The sequence below is a fragment of the Halorubrum xinjiangense genome (assembly GCF_049604745.1).
In the GTDB taxonomy this organism is placed as follows: Archaea; Halobacteriota; Halobacteria; order Halobacteriales; family Haloferacaceae; genus Halorubrum; species Halorubrum xinjiangense_A.
In genome coordinates this window covers 2,892,598-2,916,202 of the sequence record NZ_CP187140.1, presented here as the reverse complement: position 1 = coordinate 2,916,202, position 23,605 = coordinate 2,892,598, and the positions used below count along the sequence as shown (strand labels likewise).

The following is a 23,605-nucleotide window of genomic DNA, read 5'->3' as shown; positions in this document are numbered from 1 at the left end:
AAACCGCTTATAAATAATCACCGGCACCGAGCGGCCCATGATCTCGCGTTCGGATCAACATATTCACTACGGGTCACCACGAACCGGGCTGTATGAGTTCGGACGACGTCTCTCGGCGCGCGTTCATGCGGACGGCCGGCGGTGCGGCGGCCGCCGCCGGCGCGGCGACGGCGACGGCGGGGACGGCGGCTGCACAGGAAGTGGCACCCGACTGGCCGAGCGGGGCAGAAGGGAACGTCGGGTCGTACACCGACGCCCGCGGCCAGGACTCGGTGACCATCTCAGTCGGCGCCGGCGACCAGGGCCTCGCGTTCGACCCGACGCTGGTGTGGGTCGACGAGGGGACGACGATCACCTGGGAGTGGACCGGCGCGGGCGGTTCGCACAACGTCCAGACGGTCGACGGCGGCGGTCCGGCCAGCCTCGACAGCGGCGACCCCGTCGGCGAGGAGGGGGCCACATACGAGTACGAGACGTCCGGCGAGGACGCCGGGATCACCCACTACCACTGCGTCCCCCACACCGCGGTCGGCATGCACGGCGGCATCGCCGTCGGCGAGGACGTCGCCACCGTCGAGACCGGCGGCGGCGGGGGCTCGAACGTGGTGTTCGTCCCGGACGCCGCCCGGGCGCTCGGCATCGCGACGTTCATCGCGATGGTGAGCACGCTGGGGCTGGCGTTCGTCTTCATGAAGTACGGCGGCACGATCACCCAGCAGGAGTAGACGTAGCGGACGCCGGTCGCTCTCTTCTCGGATTCCCCCGTCCGCGCAGCCCCGGTCACTCCCCGTCGACGAGCTCCTCGTACAGCGCCACGTAGCGGTCGATGACCGCCTCGTGGTCGAACGAGGCGAACTCGCGGTCGACCGCGCGGCGTTCAAGGTCGCCCACCGCGACGAACTCGTCGGCTAACTCCGCCGGGCTCGTCACGAGCCGCCCGCGCTCGCGCCCCTCGACGAGCTCGTGTGCGCTGGAGTCCGCCTGGTACTCGACGAGGGCGACGCAGCCGCAGGCGACCGCCCACAGCAGGTCGGTCGCGAACGTCTCCCACGTCGCGGTCGCGACCGCGACGTGCGTTCCTTTAAATATCGGAAGCCGCTCTTCGGTCGGAATGTCGCCGAGGAACTCGACCCGGTCGTCGATCCGAAGGTCGCTCGCGGTCGACTCGATCCGGCCGCGCTCGGGGCCGTCGCCGATCACCGCGGCGGTCCAGTCGCGACCGCGGAGCTCCGCGAGCCCGAGGAGGAACGTCTCGACGTTGGCGTGGCGGTCGAGCCGCCGCGAGTACACCGCGTCGAACCGGTCGTCGACGCCCGCGGCCTCGACGGCGTCGAAGTCGATGCTCTCGGGGAGGACGCGCACGTCGGCGCCGTCGGCGCCGTGTTCGCGGACGCGCGTCTTCGTGGTCCGCGAGGGGGTCGCGACCGCGTCCGCCCGCCGGGCGAGCGGCCGGTACCAGCGGCGGGCGTCGGCCGGATGGTCGCGCCACCAGTCGACGACGACGGGCGCCCGGGAGAGCGACCCGGCGACCGTGGCGGCGAGCGCGGGCGTCGGCGGGCTGTTGACCGCGTGGACGACGTCGGGCCCGACGCGCCGGAGCGCGGCCGGGAGTTTCGCGGCGAACGCGACCGGCGCGGGCTCGACGGTGACCGCCCGGTACTCGACCCCGTCCTCGTCGAAGGTTGCGTGGTCGCCGCCCCACCACTGCGCGCAGAGCCAGGTCACGTCGTGGCCGCGGTCGGCGAGCGCGCGGGCGGTCCGCAGGGTTCGCGTTCGCGCCGGGGTCTCCCCGTGTCCGGGGGCGAAAAGCGAGACGAACGCGACGCGCATACGCCGACCGCACGGCGGGCGCCGGTAAAAAGACACGGCATCCGGGTGTCAGACACCGTGCCGCGCCGGGGTTCCGTCACCCGAAACGGTTTCACGGCACGCGCGGAACCGGTTGGCATGCGACAGTACGACATCGAACGCTACCTCAACGTCCGGAACGCGGGCGGCGCCGACCTCGGTCCCGACGGCCGGCTGTCCTTCCTGCTCGACACGACCGGGACGGGCCAGGTGTGGTCGGTCCGGGAGCCCGAGTCGTGGCCCGAACAGCACACCTTCTTCGAGGAGTCCGTCTCCTTCGTCGACTCCTCGCCCGAGCGCTCCGAGGCCGTCTTCGGCATGGACGAGGGCGGCAACGAGCGCGCGCAGCTGTACCGGCTCGACTACGAGTCGGGAGAGATCACGGACCTCACCGACATGCCCGAGGCGAAACACCGGTGGGGCGGGTGGGACTCGACGGGCGACCGGTTCGCGTTCGACTCGAACCGCCGCGACGAGGCCGTCTTCGACGTGTACGTTCAGGGGCGCAACGAGACCGGCGACGACGCCGAACTCGTCTACGAGGGCGACGGCTGGCTCTCGGTCGCCGGCTGGTCGCCGAGCGACGACCGGCTGATCGTCCACGAGGCGCACTCCTCGTTCGACCACGACGTGTACACCCTCGACCTGTCGACCGGCGAGCTGACCCATCACACGCCCCACGAGGGGGACGTGCGGTACTCCGGCCCGGAGTGGGGGCCCGACGGCGAGGGGATCTACCTCGTCACCGACCGCGACACGGACACCCTCCGGTTAGAGCGGCTCGATGTAGAGACCGACGAGTTCGAGGTCGTCGCTGACGGCGGCGAGTGGAACGTCGACGGCGTCGCCATCGACGAGGACTCCCGCCGGGTCGTCTACTCCCGGAACGTCGACGGCTACACCGAGCTCACTGCCGGCGAGCTCGTCGCGCCCGCCCGGATCGACGAGTTCCCGGCGCCGGACCTCCCGGACGGCGTCGCGGGCGGCGTGAGCTTCGGCCCCGACGGCGACCGGTTCGCGGTGACGGCGACGGGCAGCACGCACAACGCGAACGTCTACGTGGTCGACGCGACCACGGGCGAGGCGGAGCGCTGGACGCGCGCCTCGACCGCGGGGGTCCCGCCGGACACGTTCGTCGAGCGCGAACTCGTTCACTACCCGACCTTCGACGGGCGGGAGATACCCGCGTTCTTCTCCGTGCCGGAGACGGAGCCGCCGGAGTCGGGCTACCCCGTCGTCGTCGACATCCACGGCGGACCGGAGTCGCAGCGGCGGCCCTCCTTTGCCTCCGTCACGCAGTACCTGCTGAACAACGGCTACGCCGTCTTCGAGCCCAACGTCCGCGGCTCCTCGGGGTACGGGAAGGCGTACTCCGGGCTCGACGACGTGGAGAACCGGATGGACTCGGTGAAAGATATCCGGGAGGCCGTCGGCTGGCTCCACGACCACCCCGAGGTCGACCCCGACCGCGTCGTGGCGATGGGCGGCTCCTACGGCGGCTTCATGGTGCTCGCGTCGCTGACGGAGTACCCCGAGCTGTGGGCCGCGGGCGTCGACATCGTCGGCATCGCGAACTTCGTCACGTTCTTAGAGAACACCGGCGACTGGCGGCGCTCGCTGCGCGAGGCCGAGTACGGCTCGCTCGACGAGGACCGCGAGTTCCTCGAGTCCGTCTCGCCGATCAACAACATCGAGCGGATCGAGGCCCCCCTCTTCGTCCTTCACGGCGAGAACGACCCGCGGGTGCCCGTCGGCGAGGCCGAACAGATCGTCGAGGAGGCCCGCGAGCAGGGCGTCCCGGTCCGGAAGCTGATCTTCGACGACGAGGGGCACGGCTTCGCGAAGCTCGACAACCGGATCGAGGCGTACCGCGAGATCGTCGACTTCCTCGCGGAACACGTATAGAAATATACATTTTTGGCAGAGGTCGTTCGGCGATATCCAGACGGGTCAGGGCGGCCGTGATGGTTATACACGTACGCGAGCTAATACGAGGAGATGGAACGGTCTGAGCCCTTCGGGTTGCTGCTCGACCAGGCCCAGGACAAGGTCGCCCTGTTGGACGAGGGGGGGACCTACACCTACGTCAACGGGGCCGTCGAGCGGATCTTGGGCTACGAGCCCGACGAGCTCGTCGGGACGAACGCCTTCGAGTACATACACCCGGACGAGCGGGCGGCCGTGCGGGACACCTTCGAGCGGGCGATCCGGGCCGATGAGTTCACCGAGGTCACCGCGGAGTACCGACACCGGACCGCGGACGGGTCGTGGGTCTGGCTGGAGAGCCGGATGTCGAACCTCACCGACGGCGCGCTCGACGGGTTCGTCGTCAGCTCCCGGGACGTCAGCGACCGCGTCCGGGCGGAGCGCCGGCGCGCGGAGGCGACCTCACACCTCGAGGAGATCGCCGCGGTCTCCAGCGACGTCCTCTGGATGTTCAACGCCGACTGGTCGGAGCTCCTCTTCGTGAACCCGGCCTACGAGGAGATCTACGGCGCGTCGGTCGACGAGCTCCGCGGCGACACCGAGGCGTTCATCGAGGCGATCCACCCGGACGACCGCTCCGGCGTCGAGGAGGCGATGGCACAGCTCTCCGCGGGAACGGCGGTCGACGTCGAATACCGGGTGAACGCCGGCGAGAACTACAACCGGTGGGTGTGGGTCCAGAGGGAGCCGATCGTTCGAGACAGCGAGGTCGTTCGCATCACGGGGTTCACCAAGGACGTCACCGACCGCCGACGGCGCGAGCGCCAGCTGGTCGTGATGGACAACCTCCTGCGGCACAACCTGCGGAACGACCTCAACGTCGTCCTCGGGACCGTTGAGGAGCTCGAAGCCGACGTGCCGAACTCGGCCGAACACACCGCGGTGATCCGGCGGGTCGGCGAGGGGCTCCTCGAGACCGCACAGAAGGAGCGGGAGATAATCGAGCTCATCACCGACCACCGCGAGACCGACCAGATCGACCTCCGGAGCCTGGTCGAGGAGTGCGTCGAGACCGTTCGCGACCGGTTCCCGGAAGGCTCGATAACGGTCGACGGCCTCGACGCGGTCGCGGTCGACGGGCGCTGCGAGCTCCGATCGGCGGTGATCGAGCTGCTGGAGAACCCGTTCCAACACAGCGATGGCGGGACGGAGACGGTGCGGGTGCGCCTCCGCCGCACGGAGGCCGGCGCCGAGCTCGTCGTCGAGGACGACCTCCCGGCGATCCCGGCCGTCGAGGCCGACGTGCTCACCGGCGACCACGACATGACCCGAGTGTACCACAGCAGCGGCCTCGGCTTCTGGCTCGTCTACTGGAGCGTGGAGCTGTCGAACGGCACCGTCTCGGTCGACGCCGGCGTAGCGGAGAACGGGCACGACGATCGCGGCGCGGCGAAGGCCGAGCGCGCCGACCGAGACGCGGCAGAGGGCGACGCCCGCGGCAACCGGATCACGGTGTCGCTGCCGCTCGCGTCGGAGTGAGGAGAGCGTTCGGCGCGCCTACCAGTCCGGCCCGAAGTCGGGGTTGAGCTGGCGGTCGGTGCGGCCGAGCGAGTCGATCGCCGCGACGTCCTCGTCGTCGAGCTCGAGGTCGACGCTCGCGAGGTTGTCGCGGATGTGGTCGATCCCGGTCGCCTTCGGGATGGCGGTGACGCCGGACTCGCGGAGCCACGCGAGGCTCACCTGCGCGGCGCTGACGCCGTGCTTCTCGGCGATGTCGACGATGTCCGGGTCGTCGAGGATCTCGCCGCGGGCGAGCGGCGAGTAGGCGACGAGCTCGACGTCGTTGGCGTCGGCGTACTCGCGGAGCTCCTCCTGGCGGAGCAGCGGGTGCATCTCGACCTGGTTCGCGAACGGCGCCTCGCCGAGCGCGTCCGTCGCGGCGTCGAGGTGTTCCGGCTCGAAGTTGGAGACGCCGATCCGGTCGATCAGGCCGTCGTCGCGCAGCTCGGCAAACGCCGGCAGCGTCTCCTCCGGCTCGTACTCCCCGGCCGGCCAGTGGACGTACATGAGGTCGACCGCGTCGACGCCGAGCTTGTCGAGGCTCTCGCGGGTCGACGAGGCTACGTCGGCGGGCGCGAGGTTGTCGATCCACACCTTCGAGGCGAGGAAAATGTCCTCGCGGTCGACGTCGCTCTGGGCGATCCCCTCGCCGACGGCCGCCTCGTTGCCGTATATCTGGGCGGTGTCGACGTGGCGGTAGCCGGCGTCGAGCGCGTTCGCGACCGACTCGGTACACTGCGCGGGGTCGTCGTTCTCCCACGTGCCGAGCCCGAGCACGGGCATCCCGTTGCGGGTCGGTACCGCGGGCTGCTGCTGTTGGTCTGTCATCACCCCTCTCTACTCGCGTGAGCCGAAAGTCGCTTGCGGTCGGGGCGGGTGCGGCCGCTTCGCGCCGGCCGCCTCACTCCTCGGAGAGCAGCGCCCGCGAGGAGTTCGTCACCACGAGCAGGCTCGACGCGCCCATCGCGACGGCGGCGAACAGCGGGTTGAGCAGGCCGGTCGCCGCGAGCGGGATGGCGACCGCGTTGTAGCAGAACGCCCAGCCGATGTTGCCCTTCACGCGCCGGCCCGCCGCCCGCGCGAGTTCGAAGACGGTCGCCACGGAGCCCAGATCGTCGTCGACGATCGCCACGTCGGCGGCGTCGGCCGCCATCGCGGTGCCGCCGCCGAGCGCGATCCCGAGGTCCGCGGCGGCGAGCGCCGGCGCGTCGTTCGTGCCGTCGCCGACCATCACGGTGACGCCGCGCTCCTTCAGCCGCCCGACCGCCTCGGCCTTCCCCTCCGGCGGGACGCCGGCGAACACCGACGAGACCGCGTCGTGCTCGGCGAACACCGTCGCCGCGCGCTCGTCGTCGCCGGTGAGCACGATCACCTCGACGCCCGAATCGTCGAGCGCCGTCACCGTCTCCTCCCACCCCTCGCGCAGCTCGTCGCCGACCACGACGAACCCCTCGGCGGCGCCGTCGCGGCCGACCGCGACCGGGACGCGGCCCACGTCGCGCGCGTCGGCGACCGCCTCGCGGATCTCCTCGGGGACGGTCCAGCCGCGCTCGTCGAAGAGGTCGGGGTGGCCGACGACGACCTCGACGCCGTCGACGACGCCGGAGACGCCGCGGGCGTGGCTCTCGAAGGACTCGACGGCGGGAGCGTCGCCTCCCTCGCCGGCGGCATCGACGGCTTCCGCACCGCCGTCGGCGACCGCCGGCGTCGCGCCGTCGTCACCGGCCTCGCCGGGGGCGGCGTCGACCGCGTCCGCCGCGGACCGCGCCGCGGCGATCGCCTGTCCCACCGGGTGCGCGGACCGCGATTCGAGGGCGGCCGCGAGCCGGAGCAGGTCGTCGTCGACTCGGCGGTCGAGCAGCCGCATCTCGCCGGTCGTCAGCGTCCCCGTCTTGTCGAAGACGACCGTGTCGGCGTCGCGGATCCGCTCGAAGACGGTGTCGTCGAAGACGACGATGTTGCGTTCGAGGGCGTCGCGGATCCCCGCGGCGACCGCGAGCGGCGTCGCCAGCCCGAGCGCGCACGGACACGAGACGATCAGCACCGTCAGCCCGACGAGCATCGCGTCCGTCGGCGCGCCGCCGAGCGCGAGCGACGCGCCGGCCGCGACGATCGCGATGACGAGGACGGCCGGGACGAACACCGTGGCGAGCCGGTCGGCGAGCTTCTGGACGCCGTGGTTCCCGCTCTGGAGGTCGTACACCAGCTCCGCGACGCGGTCGAGGCTGGAGGTCGCGTCCGGGCCGACCGCGACCGTGAGCGAGCCGTCGGTCACGACGGAGCCGCCGACGACCGCGTCGCCGGCGACCTTCCGGACCGGGAGCGACTCGCCGGTGACGACCGACTCGTCGACCGCGGCGTCGCCGTCGACCGCCTCGCCGTCGACCGGGACCCGCTCGCCGGCGCGCACGAGGAGCCGGTCGCCTGGTTCGAGCGCCTCGACGTCGACGGACTCGGCGTCGCCGTCGGGGGTCAACCGCCGCGCGTCGTCGACCTGGACCGCGGTGACCTCGGAGAGCAGCTCCGTCGCGCGGTCCTTCACCGAGTCCTCGTAGTGGTTCCCGACGGTGACGATGACGATGATCGCAACGGTCACGTCGTAGTAGATGGAGGGCGACTCGACGAAGATCACGGCGAGCGTGCTGTAGAGGTACGCGCTCATCGCCGCGATCGCGACGAGCAGGTCCATGTTCGGCGAGCGCGTCTTCGCGCTGACGTACGCGCCCCGGAGGATTGGCTTCCCGGTGAAAAAGAGGACGATGGTGGTCAACACGCCGATGACGATGAAGAAGTACGTGCCGGAGGTCGAGGCCATCGCCTCGTTGAGGTAGTCGAGGGTCCGCTGGTCGTAGAAGGGGAACGCGAAGTACGTCGGGTAGATGAGGACGATGTACTGCAGCATGACGGCCATCCCGACGAGGACGCCCGCTGCGAGCCGCGCCGTCGCCATGTTGCTCGCCTGCCGGCGCGAGAAGGCGTCGTCGCGGGCGTACGCGCTGTACCCCAGCCCGCTCACCGTCTCGGTGAGGTCGTCGATCGAGACGGCGTCCGGGTCGCGGTCGATCCGCACCGTGTCCGTGACGTAGCTCGCGCTCGCGCCGCTGACGCCGTCGGCGTCGGTCGCCACCGTCTCGATGAACGCCTCGCAGGTCGCGCAGTGCATCCCGTCGACCTCCAGGTACGTCGCCTCGTGGCCGTCGGGCACGTCGCGGTCGCCGTCGTCCGCATCGTCGCCCTCGGCGTCCTCGCCCGCCTGCCGGCGCTCGCGGACCGCGTCGGCGTCGACGTTCGCGTCGCCGAGCGCGCCGTACACGTCGCGGCAGCCGGTACAGCAGAACCGGTTCCCCTCGTCGTCGGTGACGTCGACGCCCTCGGTCGGGAGCTCACAGAGGGTACAGGCGTCGGTGCCCCCGCTCATCTCACATCCCCCCCATCATCCCGGCGTCGAGCGGGTTCCAGAACGGGAGCCGCGGGTGCGGCACGTGAATCCCGACGGACATCAGCCCGTGGGCGAACAGGACGTAGCCGAGCGCGACGAACGCGACGCCCAGCAGCCGGTGGATCCGGCGGCGGTGGACGGGGTCGACGCTCTCGATCAGCGTCCCGTACGCGAAGACGGCGGGGATCGTCCCGAGCCCGAGCGCGCCCAGCGCGACGCCGCCCGCGACCGCCGAGCCGCTGGCGAACGCGTACAGGTACGCCGGGTAGAGGATCGGACAGGGGAGCAGCCCGTGGACCGCGCCGAGCGCGACGATTCCTGGACCGTTCGCAAGCCGGTCGACGTGGCCCGTGAGCCACCCGGTGACGCGTTCGAGCCCGGGGAGGTGGACCCCGCCGGTCGCCCCGCCGAGGAGGTACCGGACGCCGACGAGGATCACGGCCGCGCCCACGAGGAGGCCGACCCCGCCGCGGACCGCCGTCGCGGCGCCCGTCAGGGTCGCGGTGGTGACGAGGACGGCTCCGCCGAGCGCGCCGAGGAGAGTCCCGATGGTCGCGTAGCTCGCCGCGCGCCCGAGGTTGAACAGCGCGTGCTGGCGGACCTCGTAGGTGGTCAGGTGTCCCTCGCGGCCGGTCGCCCCGCCGGCGGTGCCCGCGGCGCCCGCCCCGCCGCCGTCGGTTCGGCCGCCATCGGCGTCCATCCGACTCGCGTAGACGGTGACGAGCGGGCCGCACATGCCGATGCAGTGGGCGCCGCCGAGCAGCCCGATGGCGGCGAACAGCAGCACGTCGGTACCGAGGAGCGGCGAGAGGGCCATATCGATCAGTCACCGACCGTTCGGGGCGCGAGCGGAAACGGGTTTCGGCGGCCGAAACCAGCGGTGCGGGCCGCGGTGCGTCGGGCGGCGTCGAGACGGGCCACGCCGCTCACTCCTCGACGACGACGGTGCCGTACATGCCGCCCTTGCGGTGGGGGATACAGACGTACTCGTAGGTGCCGGGGACCGTGAAGGTGTGCTCGAAGCGGTCGCCGCTCTCCAAGCCGCCGCCAAGGTCGGACTGCCAGGCCGACAGGGCAGTCTCGTAGTCGTCGAAGCCGCCCGACGCGAAGAACTCTGCCTCGCCGGGGATACCCCCCGCGGTCGCGGTGACCGTGTGCGCTCGCACGCTCGTGTTCTCCCAGACGACGGTGTCGCCGACCGAGACCGTGACCTCTCGGGGTTGGTAGGCGGACGCAAGCATCCCGACGTCGAAGTCCGGTTCACCGCCGACGCCCGCGCACCCGGCGAGCCCGACGGTCGCCGCCGCGCCCCCGACGGCGCCGGCCTCTCGGAGGAACCGTCTGCGATACATACCCTGTCTGGGGGCCTGAACGGTTTCAATACCGCGGTCGACCCCGCCGCGTGGGAACGGATTTCTCGCCGCGGGCCGAGCGCGAGTCTCCCCGACGTGCCGGGCCGAGCGCGGCCGGCCTCACCTGCCGACGAGCTCCTCGAAGACGCGGCGCTGCGCCGCCGCGAGGTGTTCCGAGAAGGTCGCGCGGGCGATGCCGATGGCGTCGGCCACCTCCGTCGCGCTCGCTCCGCGGGGATGGTCGAAGTAGCCGAGCCGGTGGGCGGTCCGGACCACCTCGCGCTGCCGCTCCGTGAGCCGCCCGCGGTCGACGACGACCGGGTCCGAGCGGGTGTCGGCCCCGCCGGAGCTCGTGAGCCGCTCGAGTCGGACCGAGCCGCCAGTCGCCTCCAGCGCGTCGATCACGTCGCCGAGCGGGTCGGCCGCGGGCAGGGAGAGCCCCAGCCGAACGCGGTCCGGCGCCGTCCGGACCGTGACCGACGAGACGGGGTAGCCGAGCGACTCGACGGCGTCGGAGGGGAACTGGCCCGCCGCTCGGCTCCGGCAGCGGTAGACGAACTCGTCGCCCCCGTCGAAGACGAGTTCGGCGTCGACCGCGCGGTCGGCGCGGAACTGGGAGACGACCGCGTCGTCGACGCGGACGCGGTCGACGTCCTCCGCGACCGCGCCGGGCGGCAGCGCCGCCGCCACCGGCGCGGGCGTCGGGTCGCGGACGACCACCTCGACGCGGACGCCGGCGTCGCCGGAGCGGTCGGAACCGCACGATTCACCGGCGTCTCGGGGCGCGTCCGAACCGCCCCGAGCCGCGTCCGAGGGGCCGCCGCTGTCGGAGCCCGAAGGGTCGCCGCCGTCGGAGCCCGAGGGGCCGGCCGGACCCGACGCTGGGCGTTCGGCGCGGCTGGAGTCGGACGATCGCGACCGCCGTCCCATGTATCGATCTCGCGGCCGAAGCCGGAAAAAAAGGAACCCGAACGAGTACGCGTCGCGGCCGCCCGGCGGGTCGGTTGATAAAGCCCCGTCGAGAGTTGGCAACGACTCACACGGCGTGAGCCCCTACCATACCCATGAGCGACGAGTCGCTCCGCGGGCGGTCGGTCGGGGTGGTCGGGGCGGGCGTCGGCGGGCTCTCGGCGGCCGCCTACCTCGCGGCCGCCGGCGCGGAGGTGACGGTGTACGAGCGCGCCGAGCGCGTCGGGGGCGTCGCCGGGCGGCTGGAGCTCGACGGGTTTCAGTTCGACACCGGCCCGTCGTGGTACCTGCTCCCGGACCTCTTCGAGCGGTTCTTCGACGACTTCGGGCGGTCGCCGGAGGAGTTCTACGAGCTGACGCGGCTCGACCCGCACTACCGGGTGTTCTGGGACGACGGCGACCGCGCAGACGTACCCGCCGACCCCGCGGCCGCCGCCGACCTGTTCGAGTCGTACGAGGCAGGCGCGGGCGAGGCGTTCCGCGAGTACCTCGACGACGCCGAGCGGGCGTACGACGCCGGGATGGAACGGTTCGTGCTCCCCGGGCGGTCGCGGTTCCGCGACTACCTCTCGCTCGACGTGCTCGCGGGCGGCCGGGAGTTGGATCTTCTGTCCAGCCTCGACGAGCGGGTGCGGTCGTACGTCGACCACCCGAAGCTCAGGCAGCTGCTGGAGTACACACTGGTCTTCCTCGGCGGGTCGCCGCACAACACCCCGGCGCTGTACCAGCTGATGAGCCACGTCGACTACGGGCTCGGCGTCTACTACCCGCTGGGCGGGATGTACGAGGTGATCGAGGCCGTCGAGACGGTCGCCCGCGACGCCGGCGCCGACGTTCACACGGGCGTCGAGGTGACGGGGTTGGAGCCGATCGACGGCGGCGTCGCGGTCGAGCTCGGCGGCGACCGCTACGTCCACGACCGGGTCGTCTGTAACGCGCCGCCCGCCCACGTCGAGCGCGAGCTGCTCCCCGAGGGGACGGTGCCGCGGCTCGGCGACTACTGGGACCGACGGACGTACGGCCCCTCGGCGCACCTGCTGTACCTCGGCGTCGAGGGGGAGCTGCCGGAGCTGGAGCACCACACGCTCGCGCTCCCGACGGACTGGGACCCGCACTTCGCGGCCATCTTCGACGACCCCGCGTGGCCGACGGGGGAGACGGAGCCGGTCGTGTACGTGAACGTGCCCTCGCGCACCGATCCCGCCGTCGCGCCCGAGGGCCACGAGGCGGTGGTCACGCTGGTGCCGCTCGCGCCGGGGCTCGACGACACGCCGGAGCGACGGGCGGCCCTCAGGGAGCGCGTTCTCGACGCAGTGGCGTCGCGGACCGGCGTCGACCTCCGCGACCGGATCGTCGCCGAGGAGTCGGCCTGTGTCTCCGAGTTTGCGGGGCGGTTCGACCAGCCCGGCGGGACCGCGCTCGGGCTGGCGCACACGATGCGACAGACCGGACCGCTCCGCCCCGGCCCGCGGGTCCGCGGGACCGACCGGCTCTACTACGTCGGCGGGAGCAGCAACCCCGGGATCGGCGTGCCGATGTGCCTGCTCGGAGGCGAGCACTGCGCGGCCGCGGTCGAGGTGGACGCGGCCGGTGGGGGGCCCCTCGACCGGCTGCCGCTGGTGGGTCAGTGAGTGGCGCCGGGAAGAGCGGAGCGGCGAGGAGCAGAGAGGGGCGGGCGAAGAACGGAACGACCGTCCACAGTTAGTGAGGAAAGAAAAAATATTTCGAAAAACAGGCCGTGAGATCGGCAACTAACAGAAAAACCTTACCAGTCAGGTTAGTACATTTAATAAATACGCCACGTGATTAGCACTGTCGCATGATCGAAACAGCAGCGGCTGACTTACTCGCAAGCGGAACAGTCCCGCTCGAAATGACGCAGACGGAGATGTTCCAGTTCATTCAGGGTAACACACTCTTGAGCGCGTCGCTCTGGGTGAACATCGCCCTCGCCGGGCTGTCGATCCTCCTGTTCGTCTACATGGGACGGAACGTAGAGGACCCCCGCGCGCAGCTCATCTTCGTCGCGACGCTGATGGTACCGCTGGTGTCCATCTCCAGCTATACGGGGCTCGTCTCCGGACTCACCGTCAGCTTCCTCGAAATGCCGGCGGGGCACGCGCTCGCCGGTGCCGGGGCCGGGCCGGAGGGCGGCGTGTTCACCCCGTGGGGACGGTACCTCACGTGGGCGTTCTCGACGCCGATGATCCTCGTGGCGCTCGGCCTGCTCGCCGGGTCGAACATCACCAAGCTGTTCACCGCCGTGGTGGCCGACGTCGGGATGTGTATCACCGGACTCGCGGCCGCGCTGACCACGTCCTCCCTCCTGTTGCGGTGGGTCTGGTACGCCATCAGCTGCGCGTTCTTCGTCGTCGTCCTCTACATCCTGCTCGCCGAGTGGTCGCAGGACGCGGAGGTCGCCGGCACCGCGGACATCTTCAACACGCTGAAGGTGCTCACCGTGGTCCTCTGGCTCGGCTACCCGATCTTCTGGGCGCTCGGCGCGGAGGGGATCGCGGTACTGGACATCGCGGTCACCTCGTGGGCGTACAGCGGGATGGACATCATTGCGAAGTACCTCTTCGCGTTCCTCCTGCTGCGCTGGGTCGTCAACAACGAGCGGACGGTCGCCGACATGGCGTCCGGCCTCGGCTCGGCCTCCGCCGGCGGCGCGGCGCCCGCCGACGACTGAGGTCGACGCCGCCGCGGTCGCTGTCGCCTTCTGCGAACCCGTTTTCGCCGTTTTTGACGTCCGCCAGCCCGCGACGCGGAAACCGAGAGAAAAGCGCTAAACCCGCGGCGGCGGTGGAGACGGTATGAAACAGGCCATCGTCGCCCGGACGGACATCGGCATGGGCGAGGGGAAACTCGCCGCGCAGGTCGCGCACGCGTCGCTGTCCGCGTACCAAGACGCGGGCAAGCGCGCCCGGAAGAAGTGGCAGGGCGAGGGACAGAAGAAGGTCGTGCTGAAGGGCGACTCCGAGAGCCAGCTGTTCGAACTCGCCGACAAGGCCGACAAGGAGGGGCTTCCCTACGCCATCGTCCGCGACGCCGGCCACACCCAACTGGAGCCCGGCACCGTCACCGCGCTCGCAGTCGGGCCCGCCCGCGACGACAGCGTCGACCGCGTGACCGGCGACCTCTCGCTGTACTGAATGACCCCCGAACGCACCCTCCGCGAGGCGCACCCGACCGAGCGCGCGGTCGGCATCGCGTGCTACGTGAGCGGGGCCGACGGCATCGGCGGGCGGCTCCGCGAGTCGCCCGAGGACTTCCGTGTCCGCGAGCTGGAGGCGTTCGACGCGGAGCCGCTCGACGCCGACCCCGGAAGCTACCCCGAGCTCGTGCTCCGGGCGACGCTCCGCGACTGGGACACGAACGACTTCGCGCGCCGGCTTTCGGACGCGCTCGGAATCAGCCGCGAGCGCGTCTCGTGGGCCGGAACGAAGGACAAGCGCGCCGTCACGACGCAGCTGTTCACGGTCCGCGGGGTCGACGCCGACGAGCTCCCCGAGATCCGGGGCGCCGACATCGAGGCGCTCGGCCGGGCGGGGCGGAGCCTCTCGTTTGGCGACCTCGCCGGCAACGCCTTTGAGATCCGGGTCGCGGACGCGGTCGATGACGCCCCCGAGCGCGTCGCAGACGCGGTGCGGGACCTCCGGGGGTTCGCGGGCGACGGAGAGACTCCATCCGACGATGAGGGGGACGTTCCGATCGAAGCGACCGTCGGCGTCCCAAACTACTTCGGTCAGCAGCGATTCGGCAGCCGGCGGCCGGTGACGCACCTCGTGGGGCTCGCGATCGCGCGGAAGGATCCCCGCGAGGCGGTCCGGTTGTACGCCGGCAACCCCGCCGAGACGGAGCCCGACGACACCCGGGCCGCGCGCGACCGCGTCGACGCCGCCTTCGGGGTTAGCGGAGGTGGGGATTCGGATCCCGCCGCCGACGGCACGGGCGACGGCAACTGGGCCGACTGCCTTGACGCGATCCCCGGCAAGCTCCGGTTCGAGCGCTCGATGGTCCACCGGCTCGCCGACCGCGACGTCGACCCGGGCGCGCCGCCCGACGACGAGGACTGGTGGCACGCGCTGGAGGCGGTGCCCTCGAACCTCCAGCGGCTGTTCGTCAACGCCGCCCAGTCGTCCCTCTTCAACCGGGTCGTGAGCGAGCGGCTGCGCCGGGGGCTCCCGTTCGACCGTCCCGTCGCCGGCGACGTGGTCTGTTTCGCCGACGGCGACGCGCCCGAGGAGCTGTACGCCCCGGACACCGACCGGCTCCAGCGGGTCGACGCCGACCGGGTCGACGTGGTCTCCCGGCACTGCGAGCGCGGGCGGGCGTTCGTCACCGCGCCGCTCGTCGGCACCGAGACCGAACTCGGCGACGACGAGCCGGGCGAGATCGAGCGAGAGGTCCTCGCCGACGCCGGGATCAAGCCGGGCGACTTCGCGCTTCCCGGCGAGTTCGACTCCAAGGGTACCCGGCGGGCGATCCTTCTGCGGACGGACCTCGACGTGTCGTTCGAAGACGGCGACCCCCGGTTCGCGTTCGCGCTCCCGAGCGGCTCGTACGCGACCGTGCTGCTCCGCGAGTTCACGAAGCGCGGCCCGCTCGATCTGTGAGCGACCTGCGCCAGATCGATCCGCGTTCGTGTACTATCGTCCTCGAATCGCTGCCGAAACCACCACATTACTGTGTTCCGTTCCGAGCCGTTTTTGTGCGACAGCCCGCAATCGATGCCATGACCCGGATCGTCGTCATCGACCTCCACGGCCAGTTCACCCACCTCGAACGGCGGGCGCTCCGCGACCTCGGCGTCGACACCGAAATCATCTCCGCGGACACACCGGCTGACGAGGTCGACGCGGACGGGATCGTCCTCTCTGGCGGCCCGGACATGGACCGCGTCGGCAACGCCCCGGACTACCTCGAACAGGACGTTCCCGTCCTCGGGATCTGCCTCGGGATGCAGCTGATCGCCGCGGAACTCGACGGCGAGGTGGGTGAGGGAGATTACGGCGGCTACGCCGACGTCGACGTCGAGATCGTCGACGACGAGGACCCGCTCGTCGGCTCGCTCGCGCCCGAGACGCGCGTCTGGGCCTCCCACGCCGACGAGGTGACGGCGCTGCCCGACGGGTTCGGCCGCACCGCCACCTCCGACGTCTGCGGCATCGAGGCGATGTCGAATCCGGACGCAGGACTGTACGGCGTCCAGTGGCATCCCGAGGTCGCCCACACGGAGCGCGGCGAGGAGGTCTTCGAGAACTTCGTCGCGATCTGCGAGTCGGCGTAGGAACGTCGGGAGGAGGCGGAAGAGTAGCGCGTCAGGAAAGCCGCCGAGACTATTTGCCGATGTGCGCCGTCAACACCGGGAGATCGCTGTGTCGCACGACCCGCTCGGCGACCGACCCCGCCGTGACGAAGCGCCCGATCCCGGTGCGGCCGTGGGTCCCCATCACGATCAGGTCGACCCCGTAGTCGGCCGCGGCGTCGAGGATCGCCTCGTGCGGGCGGCCGCGCCGGAGATGGAGCTCGGCTTCGACGCCGCGCTCCGCGGCCGCCTCCGCGACGGCGTCGAGCGCGCGCTCGCCGCGCTCCTCCTCGCGTTCGACGACCATATCCCACTCGTCGGCGCCAGCGATGCCCTCGTCGACGACGAACAGCGCGTGGATCCGGGCGCCGGTCAGCGCGGCGAGGCCGCAGGCCTGCTCGATCGCCGCGGCGCTCCCGGCGCTTCCGTCGGTCGGACACAAGATCGCGTCGTACATCGGGACCAGCCTCACGCCCCCGTCTCAGAGCCGGTATCGCCGAACCGTCGTGTCGCCACAGCCGGGACACTCGTGGCGGTACGCGACGGTCGCGCCCGTCGTCGCGGCCGTCCACTCGCTCTCCTCGTCGACGAACCCGCACTCCTCGCAGGCGTGCGGCTGACCGTCGAAGCGCGCCCGGAGTCGGTCGAACGCCGTGGTACCGCCGTTGCGAGATGACATGTGGTAACGGTACTCAATGACATTATTAATAGTTTACTACGAGGGGTAGCAGCGGCGCCCAGCGGCAGGAGTGGCTCTTCGCGTCCGACGTCGACACCGAAAAAACGGGAGTGCCGCCCGTCTGACGAACGGACGGGAGCGCTGCCCGACAGTCAGGCGCGCCGCCTGACGAACGGGCGCGCCGCTTACTCCGCGAACAACTCGTCGACGGCCTCGCCCGCGGTCTCGACCGCCTCCTGCGCGACCGCCTCGCGGTCGGGCTCCGCGTCCTCGGGCGCGTTGAGGTAGACGTCCACGTCGAGGACGCCCTCCTCGAACGTGACGGTGACGTCGAGGTCCGTGACCGTCGACTGGTCGTAGTGCTTGAACACGATGCCCTCGGCCGCCTCGGCGGCGGTGCGAACGACCTCGTCGTCGCTCGGCTCCGCGGCGTCGTCGGCCTCGGAAGCGTCGGTTCCGTCGTCGGTCACGGCCTTACGCGCCGCCGGCGCCCGGGCCGCCCGGTCCCATCGGGCCGCCGCCGCCGCCCGCGCCGCCCTGGAGCATCTGCTGGAGCTCGCTCTGGAGGTCGTCGAACTGCTCTTCGACGCGCTCCTCCTGCTTCTGGAGCTGCTCGACGCGGACTTCGAGCGAGTCGACCTTGTCTTCGAGGTCGTCGTAGGCGGACTCGTAGTCCGTCTCGACGAGGACCTCGCCGATCTCGCGGTACATCCCCGCGTCCTCGTCGACGTCTTCGAGGGCGTCGAGGGCGGTCTTCGACTCGTTGAGCGCGGACTCCGCCTGCTCCTTCTGCTCGGCGACCTGCTGTGCGGTCTCCTGAAGCTCCTGCAGTTCCTCGATCTTCTCCTGTGCCTCGGGCGGCATGTTCCCTTGCATGGGCGGACCGAGGCGGCCCGGACAGAAAAACCCCTTACTTCTCCGACGAGGGGGAGATGGGCTCGCAGCGGCCCAAAGAGCCGCGGTATCGGCATATTCGGAGAACCTCAATCGCGTCCCGCGCCGACGCGTTCGGCGACGGAGACCAGCCGCGACCAGCTGTTGACGCCGGCGCGCAGCGCCACGAGGTCGTCGGCGAGCACGCGGACGCGGACCGCGTCGCCCTCGCGGTCGACGGTCGCGCTCGATCGGGCGTCGTCGATCTCGCCGACTTCGGGGCCGAGCGCGTCGGCCACGACACGGGCGCGCCGCTCAGTGGGGTAACTGAAAGAGAGGACCGTCTCGTGTGCGCGCGTCACGGTCCGAAATGGAGGGGGTCGCTTACTCGACGTCGACTTCCTTGATGTCGCCGCCGCGCTCCTTCAGGAGGACGCGGTGGCCGCAGTACGGGCAGCGCACGCCGCCGTACTCGTCGAGGGTGACGTCGCGCTTACAGCGGGAGCACTTGTAGCTCATCGTCCTATTCCTCGTCGGCGAGCGCGGCGCGGATAGAGCGGCGGACGGTGCGACCGCCGGGCGTCTCGGGGCGGTACGCGCCGCCCGTGAACGTCTCGCCGGTCTCTTCGTTGACCCAGATGCCGGTACCTTTGCGCGTGACGTCGTCGCCGTCGACGGTCGCGTTGCGCATCTCCGCTTCGATGTCCTGGACCCGCTTGCGGGAGACCCGGCCGTAGCGGGCGCCGAATCGGCCCGCGCTGCCGGTGCTTCGAGCCTTGTCCTCAGCCATAGTAGCCACTTCTACCGCCAGCGTAGGTAAAAAGGCTGCGAGTTGGAGGCGGACAGGAAATCACGCGCGACGATAGAAGACAAGCCGAAGGCGGTGGCGCGTGCCTGCGAGCGGCCGCCATCGGCGGCCGCGAGGCAGCACGCGCGAGGGAGTCGGCGGTCCGGAGCGAAGCGGAGGACCGCCGACGAGGCTGGGGAGGCGTGAGGCGCGGTGCGGTGCGGGGCGGGACTCAAAGGGGCAGCCGCGAGGGCGGCACAGGCGACGCAAGCACCGCAGTGAGTGAGTGAAGCGAACGAACGAGGAGCGCAGCGAGCGTGTGCCACCCTCGCGGCTGGGGCTTTGGCGGTGTTCTCCGCCGATCTGACAGTGGTCATATCTAAATGAGCAACTGGGACTCTGGCGGTGTTCGTGTCGGTAGCGTACGTGTATCACCGAGCGACTGCGGCTCTGGCGGTGATCGCCGCCGTTCCTGTTTCGGTCACTTATAAATGTACGAATTGGGCCCTGGCACGATCTCTCACATCTCCACCGTAACACCTATCACAACCAAGTAATACTACCAAGTTGTATGAAGGGATTCAACGGCTTCGCGGACGTGAGCGAGACCGACGTGACGAGAGCCATAGGCACCGAGTGGACGGACGGGTTCCTCGATTTCACCGATTCAGAGGTGATCATCCTCGGCGGCGGCCCCTCCGGGCTGATGGCCGCGAAGGAGCTGGCCGAGCGCGGCGTGAAGGTGATGATCGTCGAGAAGAACAACTACCTCGGCGGCGGCTTCTGGCTCGGCGGGTTCCTGATGAACACGGTGACGGTCAGAGACCCCGCCCAAGAGATCCTCGACGACCTCGACGTCGACTACGAGCCGGTCGCGGACGTCGACGGCCTCTACACCGCGGCCGGCCCTGAGGCCTGCTCCGGGCTGATAAAGGCGGCCTGCGACGCCGGCGCGCGCGTCCAGAACATGACCGAGTTCACCGACCTCGTCGTCCGCGACGACCACGAGGTCGGCGGGATCGTGATGAACTGGACGCCCGTCCACGCGCTCCCGCGCGAGATCACCTGCGTCGACCCCATCGCGGTCGAGTCCGACCTCGTCATCGACGCGACCGGCCACGACGCGGTCGCGATCAGCAAGCTCGACGAGCGCGGCGTCCTCTCGGCGCCCGGCATCGAGCACGCGAAGGAGCACAACACCGGGATGGACCAGACCGGCGACGGCGAGTACGGCGCCCCCGGCCACGACTCCCCCGGCCACGACTCGATGTGGGTCGGCGAGAGCGAGGACGCCGTCGTCGAGCACACCGGCGTCGTCCACGACGGCCTGATCGCCTCCGGCATGGCGGTCGCGACCGCGCACGGCCTCCCGCGCATGGGCCCAACGTTCGGCGCGATGTTGGTGTCGGGGAAGCGCGCCGCCCAGACCGCGCTGGACGAGTTGGAGGTGGACGCACCTGAGGTGTCGCTGTCGACCGGCAGCGCGCCCGCCCCCGCCGACGACTGATAAATTACCGCTGACGCTCCGGCAACGGTCCCCTCCAACGTCTCATTATCTCATTTATAAATCGGCGACTGTAGATCGACAGCGAACTCCGCTAAAGCCCCAGCCGATCACATATAAATGACTACCGACGGATCGACGGTAAACACTTCCAAAGCCCCAGCCGATCACATATAAATGACTACCGACGGATCGACGGTGAACACTTCCAAAGCCCCAGCCGCGAGGCCGCCGTACGCTCGCTGTCGCCCGAAAATCTTCGATTTTCGGGATGACGAGAGAGCTTTGCTCTCTCGAACCACGCTCCTCACTCGGTCGCTCACTTCGTTCGCTCCCTCGTTCCGGTGCTTACGTCGCCTACGGCGGCCTCGCGGCTGCCCCTTTGAGTCCCGCCCCGCACCGCACAGCCCCGCACCTCACGCCTCCCCAACCTCGCGGCTCACGCTTCGCGGCTCCGCCGCTCGCGTTCGCCGCGTCCCTCGCGCGTGCTCCTCGCGGCCTCCGCTTCGCTCCGGCCGCTCGCAGGCACGCGCCGACCGCGTGTTGACTCTGCGCTGTTGAAACCCTCATTGTCTGATATTTCGGAAGGTGCGTACCGAATACGGAACGCCAGTCTTGGAGGATTTCACCACCCGCCTCCTGTGGCGGAATCGCGGAGTGTGCGAGAGGGGGGGGTATCGCGTCGAAGCACCTCTTTGTATCTCGAGCGGGAACGTGGCGCGTATGGTCCCCTACGTCAGTGACGTGCTGTTCAACGAGCCACAGGGACGTGGAGTTGCGCTGGTTCAGTTCGGCGCGTCGCTCATCTTCCTGTGTCTGTTCGTGTACGTCTGGAGCGCCGGCGACGCGGCCGACGCCCGGTGGATACTGTTTCTCGTCGTCGGAAGTGCGCTGTCCGGCATCGCCGAGTCCCTCCCCGAGGACTGGCGACGGACGGCTGGTGTACTCCGCGCTGCCGGCATTCTGGTGTTACTAACCCTCGTCGCGACGGCCGTTCAACGGCTGTGAATTCGGTCTCGGAGGGCAGCCGCCCGCCTCAGACCGTTCCTCACGAACGTTTACTCGGGAGCGACGCAACCGGATGCCTTTTTCCGGCCATACGTCGAACCGGGCGACATGCGAAACGCCAAGATCGTCTGTACGATCGGTCCCGCCTCGGACGACCGGGACACGATCCGCGGCCTCGCCGACGCGGGGATGTCCGTCGTCCGGCTCAACGCCAGCCACGGAACGACCGACCACCGAGAGACGGTGATCGAGCGCGCCCGCGAGGTCGACGAGGAAATCGACGACCCGCTCGCGGTGATGGTCGACCTGAAGGGCCCGGAGGTCCGCACCGCCGAGATCGACGAGCCGATCCAGCTCGCCACGGGCTCGGAGGTCACGTTCGTCGAGGGCGACGAGGCGACGCCCGAACGCGTCGGCCTCACCCACTCGATCGGGGCCGCCGAACCGGGCGACACGATCCTCCTCGACGACGGCCGGATCGAGTGCCGCGTCGAGGACGTCGAGGGCGAGTCCGTGGTCGCGGGCGTCGTCTCCGGCGGGAAGCTCGGCTCCCGCAAGGGCGTGAACCTCCCGGGCGTCGCCATCGACGTCGACCTGATCACGCCGGAGGACGAGGCGGAACTCGACCTCGCGGCCCGGACGAACGCCGACTTCGTCGCCGCCTCCTTCGTGCGCGACGCCGACGATGTGTACAAGATCGCCGACGAGCTGGAGGCCCGCGGCGGCGAGGACATCCCGATCGTCGCGAAGATCGAGCGCGCCGGCGCGGTCGAGAACCTCGAGGGGATCGTCGACGCCGCCGACGGCGTGATGGTCGCCCGCGGCGACCTCGGCGTCGAATGTCCCCTGGAGGACGTGCCCGTGATCCAAAAGCGGATCATCCGGACCTGCGTCAACGAGGGCGTCCCGGTCATCACCGCGACGGAGATGCTCGACTCGATGGTCTCCTCGCGGCGGCCGACCCGCGCGGAGGCCTCCGACGTGGCCAACGCCGTCCTCGACGGCACCGACGCGGTCATGCTCTCGGGCGAGACCGCCATCGGCGAGGACCCCGTCAACGTCGTCGAGACGATGGACCGGATCGTCCGGCAGATCGAGGCCAGCGACGAGTACGCGGAGACGCGCGAGCAGCGGGTCCCGACCGCGGAGGAGGGGTCGCGCACGGAGGCGCTGGCGCGCTCGGCTCGCTACCTCGCGCGCGACATCGGCGCCTCGACCGTCGTCGCGGTCTCCGAGTCCGGCTTCACCGCGCGCAAGACCGCCATGTTCCGTCCGGGCGTCCCGGTCGTCGCCACGACGCCGGACGACCGCGTCCGCCGCCAGCTCGCGCTCTCGTGGGGCGTCCGCCCCGTCCTGACCGAGTACGCCAGCGACATGGAGGGGATCCTCGACAACGCGGTCGACGCCGCGCTCGACCGCGGCGGCGCCAGGTCCGGCGACACCCTCGTGGTCCTCTCCGGCATGCTCACCGAGTTCGAGGGGACGAACACGACAAACACCCTGAAGGTCCACGTCGCCGCCGAGACGCTTGTGACCGGGAAGGCGGCCGTCGCCGGCCGCGTCGCCGCCCCCGTCCACCGGACCGCGGACGGCGACCTCGACGCGCTGCCGGACGGCGCCGTCGTCGCGCTCGACGCCGACTTCGACGGCGAGTTCTCCGGCGACCTCGACCGGATCGCCGGCATCATCGACGCCCGCGAGGGGATGACCGGCTACCCCGCCGTCGTCGCCCGCGAGCTCGGCGTGCCGATGGTCTCGGGCGCCGGCCTGCCCGAGTCCGTCGCGGACGGGACCACGGTGACCGTCGACGGCGAGCGCGGCGTCGTCTACGACGGCGACGTGCTCCGCGCGGCCCGCGAGCGGTAGGTCGCTCCGCGTCGCGCCCGCCGCGACCGTTCCGCCCGCGCCCGCCGCGACCGCTCCGCCCGACCCAACCGCCCGCGCCCGCCAGCCATTTATTACGCAGTCGCGTACGTCCGGCCATGAGCGACGAATCCGGCGACGACGCCCGCGAGGGGGACTCGGCCGACGCTCCGGAGTCGGCGGAGTTCGGCGAGCGGAGCCGGGCCAACGACGCCGGCGACGAGAGCGCGGACGACGAGCGCGAGTGGCGCTTCGCGGTCGACGACGTCGGACCGGACGGGATCACGGAAGACACCGCCACGCCGGCGGACGAGCCGATAGAGCCGGGCGACGTCACCCTCGAACACGCGGTCTTCGTCGTCCTCGGCGTCGCGCTCACGGTCGGCGTCCTGCTGCTCGGCTTCTGAACCAGGTCGCCGCCGGTCGGGCGCGAACCGCGCGCCGACGGCGACCGACCCGACCGACGCCGCGGCCGCGCGCACCACC

At 70.6% G+C, this 23,605-nt stretch carries 25 protein-coding genes; 12 read left to right on the top strand and 13 right to left on the bottom strand.

Going from position 1 to position 23,605, the window contains the following annotated elements; all coding sequences use genetic code 11:
• Positions 1–92 precede the first annotated feature (92 nt).
• The gene (locus ACOZ35_RS15835; protein ID WP_424014460.1) at positions 93–725 is read left to right on the top strand and encodes a halocyanin domain-containing protein; all 633 of its coding nucleotides are present in this window, start codon (positions 93–95) and stop codon (positions 723–725) included.
• 55 nt (positions 726–780) lie between these two features.
• Here the strand turns inward: ACOZ35_RS15835 and ACOZ35_RS15830 are convergent, their stop codons facing one another.
• Positions 781–1,830: a glycosyltransferase gene (locus ACOZ35_RS15830; protein ID WP_424014459.1), complete on the bottom strand. Its 1,050-nt coding sequence runs from the start codon at positions 1,828–1,830 to the stop codon at positions 781–783.
• A gap of 117 nt (positions 1,831–1,947) precedes the next feature.
• Between ACOZ35_RS15830 and ACOZ35_RS15825 the strand changes: the two genes are divergently transcribed.
• Both ACOZ35_RS15825 and ACOZ35_RS15820 read left to right on the top strand, forming a co-directional pair.
• Complete coding sequence (locus ACOZ35_RS15825; protein ID WP_424014458.1) at positions 1,948–3,753, top strand: S9 family peptidase; 1,806 nt, start codon at positions 1,948–1,950, stop codon at positions 3,751–3,753.
• A gap of 93 nt (positions 3,754–3,846) precedes the next feature.
• Positions 3,847–5,313, top strand: a complete 1,467-nt coding sequence (locus ACOZ35_RS15820) for a PAS domain-containing sensor histidine kinase (protein ID WP_424014457.1) — start codon at positions 3,847–3,849, stop codon at positions 5,311–5,313.
• 18 nt (positions 5,314–5,331) lie between these two features.
• Here ACOZ35_RS15820 and ACOZ35_RS15815 read toward each other — a convergent pair whose 3' ends face one another.
• The 5 genes from ACOZ35_RS15815 to ACOZ35_RS15795 all read right to left on the bottom strand — a co-directional run bounded on the left by ACOZ35_RS15815 (position 5,332) and on the right by ACOZ35_RS15795 (position 11,055).
• Positions 5,332–6,117 carry an aldo/keto reductase gene (locus tag ACOZ35_RS15815; RefSeq protein WP_424016086.1) on the bottom strand — a complete coding sequence of 262 codons (786 nt, stop codon included), beginning with the start codon at positions 6,115–6,117 and terminating at the stop codon, positions 5,332–5,334.
• Positions 6,118–6,235: 118 nt separating this feature from the next.
• On the bottom strand, positions 6,236–8,752 hold the full coding sequence (locus tag ACOZ35_RS15810) for a heavy metal translocating P-type ATPase (RefSeq protein WP_424014456.1): 2,517 nt from the start codon (positions 8,750–8,752) through the stop codon (positions 6,236–6,238).
• A gap of 1 nt (position 8,753) precedes the next feature.
• Positions 8,754–9,590 carry a sulfite exporter TauE/SafE family protein gene (locus tag ACOZ35_RS15805; RefSeq protein ID WP_424014455.1) on the bottom strand — a complete coding sequence of 279 codons (837 nt, stop codon included), beginning with the start codon at positions 9,588–9,590 and terminating at the stop codon, positions 8,754–8,756.
• A 109-nt stretch (positions 9,591–9,699) separates the two neighbouring features.
• The gene (locus ACOZ35_RS15800) at positions 9,700–10,125 is read right to left on the bottom strand and encodes a cupredoxin domain-containing protein (RefSeq protein ID WP_424014454.1); all 426 of its coding nucleotides are present in this window, start codon (positions 10,123–10,125) and stop codon (positions 9,700–9,702) included.
• Positions 10,126–10,245: 120 nt separating this feature from the next.
• A complete protein-coding gene (locus ACOZ35_RS15795) occupies positions 10,246–11,055 on the bottom strand; it encodes a helix-turn-helix domain-containing protein (RefSeq protein WP_424014453.1) in 810 nt (269 codons plus the stop codon).
• A 134-nt stretch (positions 11,056–11,189) separates the two neighbouring features.
• On the opposite strand from ACOZ35_RS15795, the gene ACOZ35_RS15790 reads away from it, so the two are divergent.
• From ACOZ35_RS15790 to ACOZ35_RS15770, 5 genes are all read left to right on the top strand, one after another.
• Positions 11,190–12,725: a phytoene desaturase family protein gene (locus ACOZ35_RS15790; RefSeq protein WP_424014452.1), complete on the top strand. Its 1,536-nt coding sequence runs from the start codon at positions 11,190–11,192 to the stop codon at positions 12,723–12,725.
• Between the two features lie 242 nt (positions 12,726–12,967).
• A complete protein-coding gene (locus ACOZ35_RS15785; protein ID WP_424016085.1) occupies positions 12,968–13,786 on the top strand; it encodes a bacteriorhodopsin in 819 nt (272 codons plus the stop codon).
• Between the two features lie 124 nt (positions 13,787–13,910).
• On the top strand, positions 13,911–14,249 hold the full coding sequence (pth2, locus tag ACOZ35_RS15780; RefSeq protein WP_017342511.1) for a peptidyl-tRNA hydrolase Pth2: 339 nt from the start codon (positions 13,911–13,913) through the stop codon (positions 14,247–14,249).
• Positions 14,250–15,713 carry a tRNA pseudouridine(13) synthase TruD gene (gene truD, locus ACOZ35_RS15775; RefSeq protein WP_424014451.1) on the top strand — a complete coding sequence of 488 codons (1,464 nt, stop codon included), beginning with the start codon at positions 14,250–14,252 and terminating at the stop codon, positions 15,711–15,713.
• A 119-nt stretch (positions 15,714–15,832) separates the two neighbouring features.
• The gene (locus tag ACOZ35_RS15770; RefSeq protein ID WP_424014450.1) at positions 15,833–16,387 is read left to right on the top strand and encodes a GMP synthase subunit A; all 555 of its coding nucleotides are present in this window, start codon (positions 15,833–15,835) and stop codon (positions 16,385–16,387) included.
• Positions 16,388–16,436: 49 nt separating this feature from the next.
• Here ACOZ35_RS15770 and ACOZ35_RS15765 read toward each other — a convergent pair whose 3' ends face one another.
• The 7 genes from ACOZ35_RS15765 to ACOZ35_RS15735 form a co-directional block, all read right to left on the bottom strand.
• The gene (locus tag ACOZ35_RS15765; protein ID WP_424014449.1) at positions 16,437–16,862 is read right to left on the bottom strand and encodes a universal stress protein; all 426 of its coding nucleotides are present in this window, start codon (positions 16,860–16,862) and stop codon (positions 16,437–16,439) included.
• A gap of 24 nt (positions 16,863–16,886) precedes the next feature.
• Positions 16,887–17,084 (bottom strand): HVO_0649 family zinc finger protein, encoded by a 198-nt coding sequence (locus ACOZ35_RS15760; RefSeq protein ID WP_424014448.1) that lies wholly within the window; start codon positions 17,082–17,084, stop codon positions 16,887–16,889.
• 185 nt (positions 17,085–17,269) lie between these two features.
• Positions 17,270–17,554 carry a DUF3194 domain-containing protein gene (locus ACOZ35_RS15755; protein ID WP_424014447.1) on the bottom strand — a complete coding sequence of 95 codons (285 nt, stop codon included), beginning with the start codon at positions 17,552–17,554 and terminating at the stop codon, positions 17,270–17,272.
• 4 nt (positions 17,555–17,558) lie between these two features.
• The gene (locus ACOZ35_RS15750) at positions 17,559–17,948 is read right to left on the bottom strand and encodes a prefoldin subunit beta (RefSeq protein ID WP_424016084.1); all 390 of its coding nucleotides are present in this window, start codon (positions 17,946–17,948) and stop codon (positions 17,559–17,561) included.
• Positions 17,949–18,067: 119 nt separating this feature from the next.
• The gene (locus ACOZ35_RS15745; RefSeq protein ID WP_424014446.1) at positions 18,068–18,319 is read right to left on the bottom strand and encodes a KEOPS complex subunit Pcc1; all 252 of its coding nucleotides are present in this window, start codon (positions 18,317–18,319) and stop codon (positions 18,068–18,070) included.
• Positions 18,320–18,341: 22 nt separating this feature from the next.
• Positions 18,342–18,476: a DNA-directed RNA polymerase subunit P gene (locus ACOZ35_RS15740; RefSeq protein ID WP_007994536.1), complete on the bottom strand. Its 135-nt coding sequence runs from the start codon at positions 18,474–18,476 to the stop codon at positions 18,342–18,344.
• A 4-nt stretch (positions 18,477–18,480) separates the two neighbouring features.
• Complete coding sequence (locus ACOZ35_RS15735; protein ID WP_007994537.1) at positions 18,481–18,747, bottom strand: hypothetical protein; 267 nt, start codon at positions 18,745–18,747, stop codon at positions 18,481–18,483.
• A gap of 568 nt (positions 18,748–19,315) precedes the next feature.
• Between ACOZ35_RS15735 and ACOZ35_RS15730 the strand changes: the two genes are divergently transcribed.
• The 4 genes from ACOZ35_RS15730 (at position 19,316) to ACOZ35_RS15715 (ending at position 23,526) form a co-directional block, all read left to right on the top strand.
• Complete coding sequence (locus ACOZ35_RS15730) at positions 19,316–20,251, top strand: thiazole biosynthesis protein (protein WP_424014445.1); 936 nt, start codon at positions 19,316–19,318, stop codon at positions 20,249–20,251.
• 720 nt (positions 20,252–20,971) lie between these two features.
• The gene (locus ACOZ35_RS15725) at positions 20,972–21,256 is read left to right on the top strand and encodes a hypothetical protein (RefSeq protein WP_424014444.1); all 285 of its coding nucleotides are present in this window, start codon (positions 20,972–20,974) and stop codon (positions 21,254–21,256) included.
• A 108-nt stretch (positions 21,257–21,364) separates the two neighbouring features.
• Positions 21,365–23,122: a pyruvate kinase gene (gene pyk / locus ACOZ35_RS15720; protein WP_424014443.1), complete on the top strand. Its 1,758-nt coding sequence runs from the start codon at positions 21,365–21,367 to the stop codon at positions 23,120–23,122.
• A 116-nt stretch (positions 23,123–23,238) separates the two neighbouring features.
• Entirely contained in the window at positions 23,239–23,526 is a 288-nt protein-coding gene (locus ACOZ35_RS15715; RefSeq protein ID WP_424014442.1) for a DUF7312 domain-containing protein, read from the top strand.
• Positions 23,527–23,605: the final 79 nt, after the last annotated feature.